This is a genomic window from Colwellia maritima (genome assembly GCF_022669015.1).
Taxonomy (GTDB): Bacteria; Pseudomonadota; Gammaproteobacteria; order Enterobacterales; family Alteromonadaceae; genus Colwellia; species Colwellia maritima.
In genome coordinates, this window is record NZ_JAKKSL010000002.1 from 147,920 (window position 1) to 165,835 (window position 17,916).

Annotated in this window: 16 protein-coding genes and 1 pseudogene; 8 read left to right on the forward strand and 9 right to left on the reverse strand. The window is 36.0% G+C overall.

Going from position 1 to position 17,916, the window contains the following annotated elements; genetic code table 11:
- Positions 1-114: 114 nt before the first annotated feature.
- The 3 genes and pseudogenes from L3081_RS10800 to L3081_RS10810 all read right to left on the reverse strand — a co-directional run bounded on the left by L3081_RS10800 (position 115) and on the right by L3081_RS10810 (position 5,152).
- Positions 115-1,342: pseudogene (locus L3081_RS10800) on the reverse strand (sensor domain-containing diguanylate cyclase).
- Positions 1,343-1,532: 190 nt separating this feature from the next.
- Positions 1,533-3,866 carry a ligand-binding sensor domain-containing protein gene (locus tag L3081_RS10805; RefSeq protein ID WP_242286043.1) on the reverse strand — a complete coding sequence of 778 codons (2,334 nt, stop codon included), beginning with the start codon at positions 3,864-3,866 and terminating at the stop codon, positions 1,533-1,535.
- Positions 3,867-4,516: 650 nt separating this feature from the next.
- Positions 4,517-5,152 (reverse strand): TetR/AcrR family transcriptional regulator, encoded by a 636-nt coding sequence (locus tag L3081_RS10810; protein ID WP_242286045.1) that lies wholly within the window; start codon positions 5,150-5,152, stop codon positions 4,517-4,519.
- 196 nt (positions 5,153-5,348) lie between these two features.
- Here L3081_RS10810 and L3081_RS10815 point away from each other — a divergent pair, with 196 nt between their 5' ends.
- The 8 genes from L3081_RS10815 to L3081_RS10840 all read left to right on the forward strand — a co-directional run bounded on the left by L3081_RS10815 (position 5,349) and on the right by L3081_RS10840 (position 12,782).
- Positions 5,349-5,834 (forward strand): TonB-dependent receptor plug domain-containing protein, encoded by a 486-nt coding sequence (locus L3081_RS10815; protein ID WP_242286047.1) that lies wholly within the window; start codon positions 5,349-5,351, stop codon positions 5,832-5,834.
- Between the two features lie 65 nt (positions 5,835-5,899).
- Positions 5,900-7,345: a TonB-dependent receptor gene (locus L3081_RS10820; protein WP_274620493.1), complete on the forward strand. Its 1,446-nt coding sequence runs from the start codon at positions 5,900-5,902 to the stop codon at positions 7,343-7,345.
- Entirely contained in the window at positions 7,290-7,730 is a 441-nt protein-coding gene (locus L3081_RS26820; RefSeq protein WP_274620494.1) for a hypothetical protein, read from the forward strand. Before L3081_RS10820 ends, L3081_RS26820 begins: the two co-directional genes overlap by 56 nt.
- A gap of 85 nt (positions 7,731-7,815) precedes the next feature.
- Positions 7,816-8,736 (forward strand): AMP-binding protein, encoded by a 921-nt coding sequence (locus L3081_RS10825; protein ID WP_274620495.1) that lies wholly within the window; start codon positions 7,816-7,818, stop codon positions 8,734-8,736.
- Positions 8,655-9,503, forward strand: coding sequence for an AMP-binding protein (locus tag L3081_RS29045; RefSeq protein ID WP_274620496.1), 849 nt, complete (start codon positions 8,655-8,657; stop codon positions 9,501-9,503). The genes L3081_RS10825 and L3081_RS29045 overlap by 82 nt, the downstream gene beginning before the upstream one ends.
- The gene (locus tag L3081_RS26830) at positions 9,500-10,252 is read left to right on the forward strand and encodes a biotin carboxylase N-terminal domain-containing protein (RefSeq protein ID WP_338027299.1); all 753 of its coding nucleotides are present in this window, start codon (positions 9,500-9,502) and stop codon (positions 10,250-10,252) included. Before L3081_RS29045 ends, L3081_RS26830 begins: the two co-directional genes overlap by 4 nt.
- Positions 10,192-10,620 (forward strand): ATP-binding protein, encoded by a 429-nt coding sequence (locus L3081_RS26835; protein ID WP_338027300.1) that lies wholly within the window; start codon positions 10,192-10,194, stop codon positions 10,618-10,620. The genes L3081_RS26830 and L3081_RS26835 overlap by 61 nt, the downstream gene beginning before the upstream one ends.
- Entirely contained in the window at positions 10,599-12,782 is a 2,184-nt protein-coding gene (locus L3081_RS10840) for a carboxyl transferase domain-containing protein (RefSeq protein WP_242287016.1), read from the forward strand. Before L3081_RS26835 ends, L3081_RS10840 begins: the two co-directional genes overlap by 22 nt.
- 185 nt (positions 12,783-12,967) lie before the next feature.
- On the opposite strand, the gene L3081_RS10845 is transcribed toward L3081_RS10840, so the two are convergent.
- From L3081_RS10845 to L3081_RS10870, 6 genes are all read right to left on the reverse strand, one after another.
- Complete coding sequence (locus tag L3081_RS10845; protein ID WP_242287064.1) at positions 12,968-13,108, reverse strand: hypothetical protein; 141 nt, start codon at positions 13,106-13,108, stop codon at positions 12,968-12,970.
- A gap of 324 nt (positions 13,109-13,432) precedes the next feature.
- A complete protein-coding gene (locus L3081_RS10850) occupies positions 13,433-13,915 on the reverse strand; it encodes an HAD hydrolase-like protein (protein WP_242286049.1) in 483 nt (160 codons plus the stop codon).
- Positions 13,916-14,006: 91 nt separating this feature from the next.
- Positions 14,007-15,191, reverse strand: a complete 1,185-nt coding sequence (locus tag L3081_RS10855; RefSeq protein WP_242286051.1) for a GGDEF domain-containing protein — start codon at positions 15,189-15,191, stop codon at positions 14,007-14,009.
- Positions 15,192-15,434: 243 nt separating this feature from the next.
- On the reverse strand, positions 15,435-16,955 hold the full coding sequence (locus tag L3081_RS10860) for a hypothetical protein (RefSeq protein ID WP_242286053.1): 1,521 nt from the start codon (positions 16,953-16,955) through the stop codon (positions 15,435-15,437).
- Positions 16,930-17,361: a fibronectin type III domain-containing protein gene (locus tag L3081_RS10865; protein WP_242286054.1), complete on the reverse strand. Its 432-nt coding sequence runs from the start codon at positions 17,359-17,361 to the stop codon at positions 16,930-16,932. Before L3081_RS10865 ends, L3081_RS10860 begins: the two co-directional genes overlap by 26 nt.
- Entirely contained in the window at positions 17,358-17,720 is a 363-nt protein-coding gene (locus tag L3081_RS10870; protein WP_242286056.1) for a hypothetical protein, read from the reverse strand. The genes L3081_RS10865 and L3081_RS10870 overlap by 4 nt, the downstream gene beginning before the upstream one ends.
- Positions 17,721-17,916 lie beyond the last annotated feature (196 nt).

The following is a 17,916-nucleotide window of genomic DNA, read 5'->3' on the forward strand; positions in this document are numbered from 1 at the left end:
ATTAGAACAACTCGTTATTGAAATAAATGCCTTGGGTTTGGCAATTTCTTCTACGTATAAAATAGATCACTTAATTAATGAAACTGATATAATACAAACACAGTTTTATCAGTGTCAATTTAGGCTAATAGTAACTTGCCTGTCTGTAATAGAGGTTGTTAATAGTAAATTTTGTTTGTCTATATGTTCTTGTATTTTATCTATTAGCTCGTTATAGGATATATCGTTGTCATTTAATGGATTAAAACAAAGTTCAACCCACGCATTTCGTCCATGGGTTTTAGCGGCATACAGTGCAATATCTGCAATATTAAGTGATTGTTGCCAAGTAATATTATTGTTTTTATTTTTACTAAAAGGTATGGGGGCTATACCTAAAGAACAGGTGTTATGAATGAATTTACCATTACCTAAATCAAATGAATGTTGCTCTATATTGTGTCTGATACGTTCAGCCATTTTTGTTAAAAAGTTACGTTCAGTATACTGACAGACAACAAGAAACTCTTCCCCCCCCCCGCACAACCCAATCTGATTGGCGGCATGTCGTTTTAATTATATCTACCAGTTGGCAAAGTACTTTGTCACCGCCTTCATGACCATAAGTGTCATTAACCCGTTTAAAATGATCTGCGTCGATTAATATAAAGCCAAAATCTAGGTTCGTTGTTGAACCATCAGTATCACATTGTCGTTGTTGTAAAACTAATGATTGACTAAGGTATTTATCGAGAAAACGTCGGTTATGCGCACCGGTTAACTGATCGGTATAAGTTACTCTTTCGAGGTTTTCAATCGCTTTATTAAGTGCTTCATTTTTATCTTCAATTTGCTCATAAGCTAAAATGTTGTCCATAGCAACGGCAGTATAACTTGCTAAAGTGCGTAACATTTCAATATTTGTTGAGGTGAAGGCATGTTCATTTTTACTTTGAACACTTAATACCCCAACGGTTTTATTTTTAAAGATCAGCGGTTCATAAATTACAGACGACATTTTGTTGTCTGTTAAGGGTTTAACTTTAACGGTAAACTGATAGTTATTTAAATCCGTATCAGACATTAGAATATACTCTTGGGCGTTAATGACGCTTTGTACGGCAAGCCTTTCTTTATTGGTAATAGAGAAATTAAAACTATCAAGAAAAATGTTTTCTTCGATAACCGTTGGAAAATAAATACTGTTTGATTTTTCTTCAATTATTCCAAGTAAAAAAGCGTCTACCGGCATTATTTTACAAAGACTATTGTATAATTTGGTGCCAACTTCTTGCTTAACATGAGAGGCTGTTAATTCTTTTCCTACTTCGCTAAGCATTAATATATCAGCGGTTTTATGCATAACTTTTTCTGTAAAGCTACTTTTTGTATATGTAAGTGATGCAGTCTAAGCTTTAAAATCAAATAAAATCCAAGACAAATCGTTAATAATACCAGTATTTTGAACCATAATGTTTGGTGCCAAGCTGCTTCTTGCGTAAATGATAAAGCAACTTGTTTACCGCTCCATTTGCCTGTTCTATTGGTCGACTTTACTTTAAAAGTATAGTTGCCAGGGGGAGATTCGTATATTGGGTGGAACGCTGTTTAGCATTAGTTTCAATCCAGTGGTCATCATACCCTTCTAGCTGATAGGCATAGTGTAACTTTTGAGGAGCTGAGTAGTCTAAACCAAGAAATTCAAATGATATACTTTTAACTTCTGCAGGTAATATAAGTGACTCTTCATTTCGTGAATTTTGAGTTTTACCATCTATTTTTAATTTAGTAATAACAACGTTAGGCTCATGCTCCCAATCACGATAAAGCTCTGGTTTTATGATTAATAAGCCATTACTCCCACCAAAAAATAAAAGACCTGCTTTTGTTTTACCTACATTGCCATAATATTGATTACCAACATCAATTCCGTTAGCTTGATCTAGTTTTACACTTTGCAATGTTGAAGTATCGAGCATACCTTCACTACCCCATAAGCGGTCACTCTCATTGTGTCCCATTCTATAATAGAAAGTCATTTTTTCATTATTTGGTATTACCTTTATTGCTTGAGAGTTGACAATATTTTTAGTCCATGATGATATTTTGAATAATTTATCTCGGTTGCTATTTACCCACATATTTTGTTCATTATCAAAAAACACTGAGTTTATTTGTTGGTTCAATTCACTAATCAAATGGCCATGTTCATCAACAATGGGTAACAACTGATTAGTGCCTTTTAATATGACAAAAAGACCTTGAATAGTGGCAACCCAAGTAGAGCCATCACCAGACACACGTATTCCGTTTACAGAGGTGCTAAATTCTTTATTATCAAAGGTTGTCTGCGCAATAAATTGTTTATTCTTGCTGTCAAAACGGTAAAAACTGACATCTGAGGCTATCCATAAATCCCCATCATTATCAGCCCATAATCTTGTAACCCCTCTAACATCAATACCATCTTGTGGTGTAAAGTGTTTAAAATTGTCAGTTTTTGAGTTGTATCGATATAAGCCTTGATGCATTGTACCCACCCATATATCACCATTAGTTGTTTGAGCCATGGCTAAAACACCGTCAGCTTGTAATTGATCGTCTTGGCCATTGCTTGGACGATGGCCGTTGATAAAACCAAGGGTAGGTGAAAAAACATCAATACCATTTTTATTGGTTCCTAACCAAATATGGCCATTTTTCAGCTCTAAAATAGATAATACTTCATCGGTACTTAGTCCTGTATCTCTTACTGGACTATGGCGGAGAGTTCTAAAAGCAGCATTGTTAGTGTTGTAAATATTAATGCCTTTTCCCCAGTTACCTATCCAAACAATACCTGAGCTATCAATAAACAGGGTACTAATTTCATTTTGATTAATGCTGCCAACAATAAACTTATCATAAAGCATATGTTTAGTTACTTTGCCTGATAAGATGTTTACTTCATTAATTCCCCCTCCATATGTACTTATCCAAAGTGTTGTGGGTGTTATTTGTTTGATAGCAGTTACCCAAGGTGACGAAATTGCGTTTTTATTACTTGGCTCAATACTCAACCAATTGATGGTTAAGTTTTTTTGTTTTAAAGTAGGTTCAATCCATGCTGCACCTTTGTCTGCAGTGCCTAACCATAATTTTCCATCGGAAGATTCAAACATGGTATAAATAATTTGGTTAGCGAAAGAATTAGGCTGATTATGATCACTAAGCACACTTTCAAAGGTTTGAGTATCGTGATTAAATTTATTGAGCCCTTGCCAAGTACCAACCCATAATACTTTGTTTTTATCGATGAGAAGTGAACGAACATGGTTATCGTTTAGTGTGGCTTTATCATCTTTTTGATGTGTAAAGTGCGTGAACGTGTTCAGCGAGGGATCAAAATAATCTAATCCACTATTTGTTCCTAACCAAATTCCACCTTGTTCGTCGCCTATGATTGCTCTGATAGAATTATTGGCTAAACTATTTTGGTTGTTTGAATTGTGTTTGTAGTTAATAAATTGTTCGGTCTGTGGGTTAAATACTGATAATCCATTCGCATTAGTACCGATGTAAATTAACCCATCGTAGCCTTTCCACATGGTGTTAATACGGTTACCACTTAATGAATTACTCTCATTTTCATCGTATTTAAATGCTTTATAATCGGAGCCATCGTAACGCAAAAGACCATCAGAACTCGCGATCCAAATAAACCCCTCGTTATCTTCAACAAAGCTTGAAATAGCGTCTCTTTGTAGCACTTGGTCAGCATTAACATCTTTAAAGTAGTAATCTCCAAATTCAAAAATGCTATCAGAGTTATTATTTTCAATTGAAACAACTTTCTCAGAATAAATAAAACCGAAAAACAAAATGAAAAGTAAAAAACGAATAAACATTAATTTATTATCCTAACGTAATTTTATAAATAGCCACTTATAAAGTTGTTGATACACCTGTAAATGAAACAATTACTTACCTATTTATAACAAGCTATTACCGCAATAGAAACCTTTATTCATACACTGTTAATGCAATTGTATTATGCCACCGTTTAATTGAACTGTTAAAATCAGCGTTTTAGTCATCTCAATGAATAAACTAGTTAACTAACGATTTGTTGTTATATTCTGTGCTCTCAAAACTTAATATTTCGTTAGCTTAAATAATAAAAACGCTTATGTATAAAGTGTAGAACAGTTTTATACAATAGTGTTTTTAATTTATTCATAGCGAGTCCCTTTGTGTTTGGATGGCTGTCGCCTCAATTAATTTGACAAAGAAACAGGGAGCAGTATGTAATTAACCGTAGGTTCTTTAAGGCATTCACAACAAAACAAAGGCATGATGGTTTTGATGTTGAAACATTAGCGAAATGAATAAGCTTGTATCAACAATGAAAAGAAACTAGCATTCTGATCTATGAACAAAAGCAGAGATTACTAGCTGTCTTAGCCGTCAAAAGGTGCTATGGAATTAAATTCACAGCAATATAATGAAGCTGCTTAACTATTTAAGCGAAAATTGTCTTGAAAACACCGTTAGTCGGTTATTGTACATTAAAGCCTTCAAGTAATATTTTCATTACAAGGTGAAATTGATTTTTCAACTCTTCACCATTGGCTTCTTCATCAGGTTGAATTAACCACTTTCTAATGATATCAAAACGTAAGGTATCATACATATCGCATATTAATTTGGCTGATATATCATTACGTATCAAACCTGATTCCTGAGCAATTTCTACCCTATATAATCGCGCTGCTCTAAAAGGGGAAAAAACATCATACACTTTAGTTTTATTTTTAGATTTAGTTAGATAAATACCGCTAAGAATATTAGTGTGTGTTAAAACCATTTTAAAAATGCGTCTGTGATCGACAATCCAGTCTAATAGTTCGTCTATATTAGGAGGAATAAGTATATTTTTATATTTCACCTTATTATTTGAATCGTTTGACCAAACATTGCTATTAGCAAACCAGTCTAAAGTCCATTCTTCTAACATTTTGTTTTTACTAGTAAAATAATTAAAAAATGTTTTTTTACTTATTTTTGCTTCAGAAACAATATCTTCTACTGAAACTTCGTCAAAATCCCTTTCACTAAACATTCTCTCAGCAATAGTTAAAAGTAATGACCTTGTTTGTTGTTTTTTATATTCCCGTAATCCCACATTATTCATATTTATTACCAAATCTATTGCAAGCCAATATTTTAATTTAGCCCTGTGTAAAAGGCAAACTAATAACTTTATCGCCTAGGTGTAAAAATACTCTTGACATAATTTTACACCGAGTGTAATTTATTGGTGTTATTTAAGCTTTAAAAATTACAAAAAATAGCAAATAAAAATAAATATTTTAGGGGAGACAGTAGATATGAGATTAGAAAAAAGTATTTTAACACCTTTAGCTTTATCTATTTCAGTAGCATTAAGCCTTAATACCGTTGCTTATGCTGAAGAAAATGAACAAGTTTTACAAAAGGGCAAACAGGAAATAGAGGTTATAGAAGTAACGTCCCAAAAACGAACGCAAAGTATTCAATCTGTGGCGGCTTCAATTTCAGCAATATCAGGCGACAGTATAACGAAAGGGAATGTTACTAATATAGTTGATATGTCTGACATGATTCCAAATGTTCAAATTGCCGGACAAGGCGGTTTACCTAATATTTATATACGAGGTATTGGTTCAGGTGTTAATTATTCTTTTGAACAGTCCATTGCACAATTTAAAGATGATATTTATCAAGGAAGAGCTGTTTTAGCGCGTGCACCTGTTTTTGATATAGAGCGTATAGAGGTAATGAAAGGTACGCAAAGTATTATGTTTGGAAAAAACGCAACTCTTCGGTGCTATTAATACCACGACTAAAAGTGCTACTTCAGGAACGGAAGGATTTATTAGTCTTGGTATTGGTTCATTAAATGAAAAAACTGGAAGGTGCTTTTAATACTGACATTAGTGATAACTGGTCTGCAAGGGTTTCTATTTTAGACCAAAGTACCGATGGTTTTATGGTAAATGATTATGACGGTAGTGATATTGGGGGTATTGATAAATCAGGTATTCGGTTAGCTTTGAACGGAAGTATTTCTGATAATTTATCTCTTGATTTTAAAGTTGAGCATAATGAATCTTCTGTTGACGATAGCATAAAACAATATGAAGTTGATGAAGAGCAATTACAAAAAGCATTAGATGCGGGTTATCCAGGAGGATTAGTTAATACACTACAGTATAGTGGACCAATTGATACGCACTCATATTATTCAGACCCAACAGGCCAACAAAAACCTTGGGCGGATGAATTGAAATCTGATACAGCAGTATTGAGATTAGATTATCGACTAGGTGAGAATACCGTTACCAGTATTACCTCGTATACTGACTATATTTGGGAATACTCTTATGAACCAACTTACTCAGAGCAAACATGGTTAGCGTTAAAAAGAGATGAAGACTTTAATCAAATAACTCAAGAGTTTCGTGTTGTCTCTCCTGTAGGTGAATTTTTTGATTACATAGCGGGCGTCTATTTTAATAAAAACACTTTAACCCTTACACAAAGTGTTGATGTATATGATTTTATTTCTGTACCTATTCCGCAAGCCGGTTTTGGTTTGCTTTCTGATTTCACTCAAGATACCTCAAGCTATGCTGCTTTTTTCTCATTAGGTTTTCAGTTGAGTAATAAATTTAAAGCAACAGTCGGGGTAAGGTATGACTCAGAAACTAAGGAGGTAGATACAACGCAAAATACTTATACGGAAGATTTTGGCTATCCAGAATCAGTAGGTTTAGGTATTGCTGATTCAGTTGTAGCAAGTTTAGGTGCAGGAAATTTAGATTTAACTGATAAACGCCATAAAAGTAACGTATCGCCAGGCATTAATTTAACTTATCAAGCGAGCGAAGATTTAATGGCCTATGCCTCTTGGAAAATTGGTTATAAAGGCGGTGGGTTTGATGGAAGTTTAGCAAATGGCTCTGGAATTTTAGGCAGTATTGATGAAAATGGCATGCCATACAATTATGCTAACTTGCCGACAGAGCCTAACGACTCTTTTGAGTTTAAAGAAGAAAAAGCAACCGCCTATGAGTTAGGCTTTAAATCAACAATATTAGATGGTATTGGTCGATTTAACATGGCTTATTACCACACCATTTATAAAGATCAGCAAGTATCTACATGGAATGGTAATGCTTATATAGTTAACAATGCGTCGGAAGCTGAAATTCAAGGTGTTGAGATTGAGTCTATTTTCATCTTAACAGACTCACTTACCTTAGTTGCAAATGGTGCTTGGTCAGATTTTGAATTTTCTGATTATAAAAAAGGTCCGGCCTACTGTATGGCAGCAAAAAATTGATGGTGTATTAACGCAAGATTTAACAGGAAGAACAGGACTTTTTGCTCCTGATTACACGGCCTTTATTAGCTTAAACCATGAGTACAGCATTAATGATGACTGGTTATTAGAATCAAACATTAATTTGAGTTACTCAAGTGAACTTTATACATCGTCTGATTTGGATGAAAGATCTAAACAAGACGCCTACTCGAAAGTTAATCTGCGTTTTAGTTTATTAGATGTTAACAATGACAATTGGTCATTTAGTTTGTTAATCAAAAATTTAACAGAAGAAACGATCATGAGAACATCTCAAGACATGCCAGTAACAGCATTTGCATATTGGGCTTCAATTGATAATCCAGAAAGAAGCTATTCGTTAACTGCAACCTATCAGTTTTAATTATATCAAAACAAAAGTGTGAATTGGTTGTAGTAATTCACACTTTCTCCTAATCAAATTAATAAAAAATAACAGGAATACCTTCATGAACGAAGCCTTATACTTGGAAAAGCTAAATATGCTTTGGAATAAAGCTTGGCCTTTAAATACCCCTCGTTTACCAGAATACCCAAAAGGTAAAAAGCCTTTAAGTGATTACTTAAAACAGTGGGCAGAAGAACAACCTGATAAGCTAGCGCTTTGTTTTTATGGGAATGATATTACCTATAGTGAACTCGACATATTGAGCACTCGCTTTGCCAATGTATTAATATCTTTGAGCGTAAAACCTGGCGATCGAATAGCTGTTTATATGCCAAATTGCCCTCAATTACACATTGCATTTTATGGTATTTTAAAATGTGGTGCTGTTTATGCGCCTTTGAGTCCCTTATCAAAGGGCATGGAACTTCAGTTTCAACTTAATGATTGTGATACAAATATTGTTATTTGTTTTGATCAGCTTTTACCTATTTTATTACCCGTTAAGGAATTACTTGGTATTGAGCATGTCATTATGACAAGCATCAGTGAGTTATTACCAAAATCACCAACCATTCCTTTACCAGAACTATTCAAGCTTCCCAAAATAGAAAATGATGAATGTCTGGATTTTTATACCGCTGTTCATGCTGCGTCATTAAAAGCTATTACTCATCAACCTAAATTAAATGATATGGCAGCGTTAAATTATACAGGGGGAACAACGGGGTTACCCAAAGGTTGTATTCATACCCACGGAGACATGCTTTATACCTGCGCAAGTTATGTACCTGTGTCTTTAGGAACAGACCCTAATATGATCAGCTTGAATTTTTTACCTGAATTTTGGATTGCTTTGGTGAAAACTCAGGTTTGCTATTTCCTATTTTCAATGGCACAACCATGGTATTGCTTGCTCGGTGGGATGTTGAAGTTTTTTTATATGCTATTCAGCATTACCGTGTTACTCAATGTGGTTTATTAGTTGATAGTGTTGATGAAATTCTAGAATACCCACAGCTTTATGATTTTGACATTAGTTCTTTAACAGCCACAGGCTGTATTTCATTTACCAAAAAACTGACTGCTGATTATCGAACACGTTGGCAAGCGCTAACAGGTTGTATATTGCATGAGTTCAGTTACGGAATGACAGAAACTAATACATGTGACACTTTTACTTTAGGGTTTCAAAGTAATAATTTTGATTTGTCATTTTCACCTACATTTGTTGGTTTACCCGTTCCAGGCACTGAATTTAAAGTATGTGATTTTGAATCAGGCGAATTAGTGCCTTTAGGAAGCGAGGGAGAATTATGTATTAGATCTCCTTCCTTATTTAAAGGTTATTGGGGGAGTGAACAAAGAACAACGTTAAATAACAATTGGTTTCATACTGGCGATATTGGCCTAATTACTGACGCCGGATTCATACGATATTTGGGACGTCGTAAAGAAATGCTAAAAGTAAATGGTATGAGTGTGTTTCCCTCAGAACTAGAAGCAATGCTTGGCCAACACCCTAATATACTCGGTAGCGCAGTATTAGGAAAAGAGGATACAAAGCGAGGCCAAAGGGTGATTGCTTTCGTGTTACTCAAACCCAATAGTGCTGAAACAGAACCCTGTTTAAAAAAATGGTGTGAAGAAAGAATGGCTATATATAAAGTGCCAGACATTATATTTGTAAAAGAACTACCGATGACTGCCACAGGAAAAGTAAAAAAACAGGATTTGGAGAAATTATTGTGAGTAAAACCTTTAAACGTATTTTAATTGCCAACCGAGGTGAAATAGCAATACGGATCACCCATACCCTGTCAGCAATGGGAATAGGATCGGTTGCCGTTTATGCTGAAGATGATAAAAACTCTTTACATACCACTAAAGCCGATGTGGCCGTTCCTTTAAAGGGGAAAGGCGTAAAAGCATATTTAGATATTGAGCAATTAATTAGCCTTGCCATTAATAACCAATGTGATGCTATTCATCCCGGTTATGGTTTTCTGTCTGAAAACGTTGATTTTTCTCGTCAATGTGAAAATAAAGGTATTACTTTTATTGGTGCTAATCCTCATGTTTTATCATTATTGGGTGATAAGGCTCAAGCACGAGAACTGTCAATATCTTGTAAAGTACCCTTAGTACAAGGGCTTAATAATAGCCTTACTTTAGATGAAGTTATTGACTTTTTTGAGCATAAAAATAACAGTAAACCCATCATGATTAAAGCGCTTGCCGGTGGTGGCGGTAGAGGCATTAAACCTGTAAATAGAATTGAAGACATAGAACAAGCGTATAACCAATGTCAAAAAGAAGCGTTAGCAGCATTTGGCTGTGGTGATTTATATGTTGAACAACTTGTAGAACAGGCGCGTCATATTGAAATACAAGTTATTGGTGATGGCACTGGGGCTGTTAACCATTTATGGGAACGTGAGTGTACGCTGCAACGAAATCATCAAAAATTAATGGAGGTAGCACCCAAATCCCTTCATTAGATGAAGACACTCGCCAAAAAATTATAGAAGCGGCATTAAGGTTAGCGTCAACAGTAAAATATCAAGGATTAGGTACTTTCGAATTTTTACTGGATGCAACAAACCATCATAATTTTTATTTTATGGAGGCTAATCCTCGGATACAAGTTGAGCATACCGTAACAGAAGAAATTACTGGCTTAGATTTAGTTCAAATACAAATACAGCTTGCCCAAGGAAATACGCTAGCAGAGTTAAATTTAGTGAATGAGCCTGTAAAATTGGGCTATGCTATGCAAGTTAGGATAAATACAGAATTAATGGATCCTGATGGTACCGTTAGCCCCGCAACGGGTGTATTGACCGAATATCAAACCTCTGTGGGTTAGGTGTTCGCGTAGACGGCTACGGCTACCAAAATTATCAGGTCACTCCTGTGTATGACTCACTTATTGCGAAATTAATCGTTAAAGGTAGTGACTATGTTACTACGGTAAACAAAGTCTATAGAGCCCTATGTGAATTTATAATTGAAGGCGTAAACACTAATAAATCAGTATTGTTAAATTTATTACAGCTACCCCAAGTAAAAGAAAATAACATCACGACAAATTTTGTTGAACAGCATTTAACCGCGTTGTTTGCTAAGCAATCACATCCTGAATTATGTTTTAGTCACAATGATAATGGTTTGCCCACCCAACAGGATTTTAACATACCAATTGATTGTGAAGGAGTGATGTCCCCAAGTGTAGGCGTTTTGGTTGAGTTGTGTGTTAAAGAGGGAGATACAGTTTTTAAGGGACAAACGCTCGCTCACCTCGAAGCCATGAAAATGGAATTTCCAGTAAAAGCAACACTCAGTGGCACGATAACGCATATAACCGTGGCGATGGATTCACCAATAAATAGCGCAGAATTGATGTTCATTATTGCACCATCTGATGTTGATACAGGTGAAGTTCAAATAGAAAATGAATTAGATTTAGATAGTATACGAGATGACTTGTTAGAAGTTTTACAGCGCCATGAACAGTTAAATGATGATGCAAGACCGAAAGCCGTGCAAAAGCGTCATGAAAAAGGGATGCGTACAGCACGCGAAAATATAAATCATTTACTTGATGAAGATAGCTTTAATGAATATGGCGCAATGCTGATAGCTGCCCAACGTAAACGTTTTTCTGTAGACGAATTAAGAAAAATGAGCCCTGCTGATGGTTTAGTTGCCGGTACGGGGACAGTAAATAATGCTATTTTTGATGATGACTCATCTCGTTGTATTGCCATGTCGTACGATTACACTGTCTTTGCCGGCACACAAGGGATTATGAACCATAAAAAAATGGATAGAATGCTTGATCTAGCTAAGCAATGGCGTATACCCGTCATTTTATTTGCAGAAGGGGGCGGAGGTAGACCATCAGATACTGATTTTAATGGTATTGCCGGGCTAGATTGCCATACTTTTGTTGCAATGGCAGCATTATCAGGATTAGTGCCAACGATAGGTATTGTTGCAGGACGATGTTTTGCAGGAAATGCCGCTTTACTTGGTGTTTGCGATGTGGTGATTGCTACAAAATCAGCATCTATTGGAATGGTCGGCCCTGCTATGATCGAAGGAGGGGGTTTAGGAACATTTACAGCGGAAGAAGTTGGTCCAGTTTCTGTGCAATCACCCAATGGCGTTATTGATATATTGGTTGAAAATGAACAAGAAGCCGTTGATACAGCCAAAAAATATTTATCATATTTTCAAGGAGCAGTAACAAACTGGCAAAGTGATGACCAACGCAAGTTAAGGCATTATATTCCTGAAAATCGCATGCGTATTTATAATATTAGAGACCTCATTAGCACTATTGCAGATATCGACACTGTACTGGAAATACGTCAAGATTTTGCGCCTGGGATTATCACGTCATTGATCAGAATTGAAGGCAAACCTTTTGGACTTATAGCAAATAATCCAAGCTATTTAGGTGGAGCTATTGATGCGGTATCTGGTGATAAAATGTCTCGCTTTATGCGGTTATGTAACGCATTTAATATACCAATGATATCACTTTGTGACACACCAGGTTTTATGGTTGGGCCAGAGGCTGAAAAACAAGCAACAGTGCGTCATATCGCTCGAATTTTTGCTGCTGCCGGCAGTTTAACCGTACCATTTTTTACTATTGTACTGCGCAAAGGCTACGGTTTAGGTGCTCAAGCAATGGCCGCCGGTAGTATGCATTCGCCCGTATTTACAGCGTCATGGCCTACGGGGGAGTTTGGCGCGATGGGGGTTGAAGGCGCAATTAGTTTGGCTTTTTCAAAACAGCTTGCGGCAATAGACGATATTAATGAACGTGAAAAAATGTTTAAATCTTTAGTTGATAAAGCTTATGAAAATGGTAAAGCATTGAATATGGCCAGTTACATGGAGATTGACGCAGTGATTGACCCTTTAGACACAAGAAAATGGATATTAAGAGGGTTAAAAGCAACACCACAACCCAATAACAAAACAGAGACAAAACATTCGTTTATTGATACTTGGTAACTTGTATTAATTAACTCGCACGCGAATCTCTGCGAATAAACCCGATAAGGTTGTTTGCTGTTAACAACCTTATCAATGAATTACAGGGGCTAAAAAAGGGAAGGGTGACAAAGTAAAGTAGCAAGAGTCATATCATTCTTACATGTCACCAGACTCCGTTATATTTTGATGCTATTAAAGTCTATTTAGCGATGTATTGCGGAGATAAATTCAGGGAAGGTATTAAAACACCATTGTGGGTTGTATTGTGCAATATCTTCGCCGTAGTTATAACCGTAAGTTAAACCAACACTGTCTATATTCGCTGCCTTTGCAGCTAATACCAAGTTGATTAAGTTCTTTCCCACTCAGCGAGAATTAAAAGGCTTAGAGGCAAGGCATTGATTGAAGAGAATGGTTATTCCCTTGTCAAAATCAATAACGCCGCATATAAGCCTTTTAAACTCGCCCTTCGGAGCTCATTAGCAACCTGATAACATCACAAAATTGAAGAAATATAGAGTAACTATGTTTAATCAATTTTGCTTGTTCTAAGCTCGCTAATGAAGCTCTGAGTTGGGAAGAAATTTAATCAAATTGGTATAATATATCATTCTTAGAATCACCAATCATTAAGCATTGCTCTGCCATCACGTCAAGTTGTTTTAAGGCTAAAAATAGTGGTGCCTTGGATCAGGTTTTTTTTCTGGTAAGGTATCACCACCAATGAATATTTCAAACATATCACTAATACCTAAACCTGATAATATTGGTTGAATAAAATCTTCAGGTTTGTTGGTAATTATCGCTAAACGAAAGCCCTCATTTTTTAACGTAATTAAACCCTCTTTAACACCCTTGTATAAAACAGAATTAACACATAAACATTCTTGATAATGAGTTAAAAAAGTAGCTAAAGCACTCTGCACTATCCTTGTATCTAGCGTTTTATCCACTGTAGATGAGCCTGATAATGCGCGTTCTATTAATGATTTAGCACCATTACCTACCCAATGGCGAATACTTTCTTCATCAAATTCAGCTTTATTTAAATCTTTTAACGTTCTATTGACCGCTAAAGCAAGATCTGGCGCACTGTCTACCAAAGTGCCGTCAAGGTCGAAAAGTAATACCTGTTTTTGTTTTATGCTCATAAAGATTTCAATCAGTATATTAAGTTAGTTGGAATTTATAGAATTATATCACTCAAGTAAAACAATTATCTAAGTAGAACAGGTAAGTGTGCTACTGGCTGACATTATTTCGGCCTTTCTTTTTAGCGCGATAAAGTGCTAAATCAGCATTTTTTAATGCTTGCTCAAAACTTTGTTTAGGCGCTCTTTGCGCAACACCTATTGATACCGCCACATTCACCTTTTTGTTATTATTCTTTTTAACGTTCCTGCTCGTTTTACCTGTTCGTTGTGCGCTACGGATTACCATGTCGTAGTTAGCAATACTTTGGCGTAGTTTATCTAACACCGGAATAGCTTGTTCAGCTGTTTTTCTTGGAAAAACAATAGTGAACTCTTCGCCGCCATAGCGATAAATTTTACCACCACCACGCACTTCAGTCATTCTTGCAGCAACAAGCTTTAAAACTTCATCACCAATATCATGACCATAGGTGTCGTTAAATTTTTTAAAATGATCAATATCAAGCATCGCCACTGTGTATTTGCGCCCAAGTGATAAGGCGAGTTGATTTAGTGCACGACGAGTCGGCAACCCAGTTAAATCATCTCGGTAAGCTAAATAGTACGAATCAGTGCTAACGGCGAGTAAATATAGTGCAGACATTACTAGGGCAATAAGCGACCAAGGCAAAGTTATTATGCTTAGCTGATTTAAATACCAAACAATAAACGTAATGAGTAGCGCTGTGAGTGTTAAATCGTGATTTTTTATACTACGCCACATTAATAAAATACCTATGAGTCCAAGTGGTATGGTAATAGGAATATAGGGTGAAACAGATTTCCACAATGGCGTTTGTGGTACTAAGCTATTTAAATTCTGGTTCAGTTGCAGCCAAAAAAATGTCAGTACTCCAAACAAAGCAATAAATATAAGCCGACTGACGAGATGAACAGATAAAAGTGCTCGATCTTTTATTAAAGCCAATAACATTAATAAGCTAGCACCGTATAAAAATAGCCATTGCTTATTCAACATTAAAGATTTGGTGTTAATAGATGGGGAGTTTGTTGCCACTAAAAACAGCAGCCAAAAGCCGCATAAAATAGCTATTCTACTGCGATTAAATTGGGTTGCAAATATTGCCGTAACTATCAGTAATGGATAAACCAAGAAGTTGACTAACGTTAATTTACTTTGCCACTGTATTTGAAAGTGAATTAATAATGAGAATAAGCCTGTAACTGCAATTAAACATAATAATGTAGACTTCATCCCTTTTAACTTAACCAACTGAAACTCCAAAAACTTCTACTCAAACAAAGTGACTATTGTATTGATATACTTATTGCTTTTCTACTTTTAGATTAAATAAGCGCTTGAAGCTTTATGTGAAGCCATATTGATTGAGTCTAATCAATATATAAAAACGCCATAAGAAAGCTTATGGCGTTTAACATAGTTCTATCGTTTTTTGTCACAAAATTAATTTACCGTATGAGAGACATTAAACATAATCTCTGCGGGGTTAGGTGATTAAAAAATTGTAACTTGCACGTCAATCCAAGCATTTGCAGTACCTAATGTTCCACCTTTAGCAACAGGGTAGATGCTAAAGCCATTCCATGGGTCAGTAAATGTTTGATTAATTTGTAATGGTGCATCATTGAAATCTTCAGGCGCCCAAGTTGAGCTACGGGAGTTAGGTGTAGCATCGAGTAATAATGAATTATGATTGTACCATGGTGCATTGTTTATGATATCTGCTGTATTATCGAGGTAATTAATTAAATTAATTGAAATACCATTTTCTAAAAACGGCGTGCGAATTGGCGATGGACTATTAATTTCACTTTTCTCGACCGTTCTATATTCGATAAAATAAGTTTTATCACCCGTACCACCTGATTTTAATTTAAGACCTATAATACCAGGAGCATTATGACCTGAGGCTGTACCATGGTTAAATGTATATAAACGATAGGTACCGGATGTTGTGATTGTAGGTACATCAGTATCACTAAACCAGTTGAAATAGTTCTTATAAGCTAAGTTAATTTCTTCTAGTGTGTGTCCACCCATACCCATTAAATCAAATACGTTGGCGTAGTTAAGTATACTGTCATTTGCATTACCATTAAGGGTGCTGTTACCACCTTCAAGTCCCATTGCGTGTTGTAAACCCATTGCATGAATAGCTTCATGAGCGATAGTACTTGCTGCATGCGTATAAATCTCCATTAACGGTGGACCTGCTTGCGAGTTAATTGCTGTTAAATCTGCACCGTCATTTGGACCAATTTTTTCAGATGTCACCATCACAATAGTTGCTTCACCAGGGAAGTTTGGATCAACACCGGTGTTAACAATTTGTTCTTTATATTCTTTAGCCCATCTCGCCTTGTCGTTGTCGTAAACCGAACTATTACTTGGCATAGTGATTTTATTCTTTATTTCCCAAGTAAAAGTAAATTTACCATACGATTGCTCAGTGAAGTATTGCTTAGCAATTTCCATTTCTGCATTGATTTGAGCGGTAGTAAACGATAAGTCTTTATTAGGGAATCTAAAAGGGTAAACAATGACGTGTAATCTATCGTAATCGTAGCCGTCGTTACCGGGATCAACAGCGCCTGGCGTTACACGACAACTCGTTTTATTAAAATCAGCAACAACACTTACGCCTTTAAATAAACCTTCTAAGCTAACATTGTTCCAACCATTTTTAGGTTGATTAAGTACTACACATTCAGTGTTGCCAACATGCGAAGACCTAATGCTGTCATCGCCTGCCACTGGCCAACCATTAGCGCTACCCGCGAGTGTTAAGTTACCCAACCCATGAGCAGAACTAAAAGCAATGCTTGTCACATCTAAATTAAAAGTAGACACACTAAAGCCATGTTTACTTGACGCTGCAGGCACACAAACTGGTACACCATCAGTTAATGAACCAACCGTTGTAGGCTCTTGCGTTGCGCAAATATCTGCTAATACATCTGTGTTAATTGGATCTGTTGGGTTTGTTGGATCAGTCGGATCTGTTGAGCCAAACATCTAAAGTTTGTACCGTAATAGTTGAACTCCATGCAGAAGTGTTAGTACTATTTTTAGCATGCATGGTGTAGTAATACGTAGAGTTAGGCGATAACGATGAATCATTATAGCTAGTTGTATTTGCTCCAGGCGTTGCAATAGTTACCCAAGAGCCACCAGGTGCTGAACGTTGTAAAGTAAAGCTATCCTCGTTATTAGAGTTATCACTCCATGTGAGGTTAATTGAGTTTGTTCCTGGAGAGCCTGCAAGGTTATTTGGCGCAGGAACTGGGCCTGTATTATTACCACCTGAGCCACCACCAGTATCACCACTACCAGTATCTCTACCAATTGAAGTTCTACATGATGTTGCATCAAAATCAACAGACAAAGATGCGTTGTTACGTGTACCTGTAACGGCAATCATGGTCCAATATTGGTTAGGGTTAGATATAATGACACATTCACTATTAGTGCCACTGTTAAAGATTTGTAAGCAGTACTGTTTGATGCCGTGCTCGGCCAAACACCTGCACCAACATAAAGGTTTAGGTCACCAGTACCATGCGCTGTACTTATAGCTATACTGTTATGATTGCTTGCACCACCTAAACTAAGGTAGGCAGTACCATTATTGCTAACGCAGATGGGAGAGCCGTCTGATATTGAAGTGGAGGCCCCTTGTGTTGCACACATATCGGGCAAGTCTGCAGCGAAAGCATTTGCGATGCCGAGGTTTGCTGCAATGACACTTGTTGTAATATAGAAAATTCTTTTATATTTCATAATTATTATCTTTTTTTGCATGAATTTACATGGGTGTTTTAAAAGTATTTTTTAAGTACTCATGCTCTCTAACGATATCCTTTGTTTAATAAATTCTTCCCTGCTTGAAGTTAAAATCTCATTTTTTCTTTAGAATTTCTTCTTCAACTTCCAAGTGATTATTTAATCTTGAAAATTTAAATTAATAGTTTTTTCA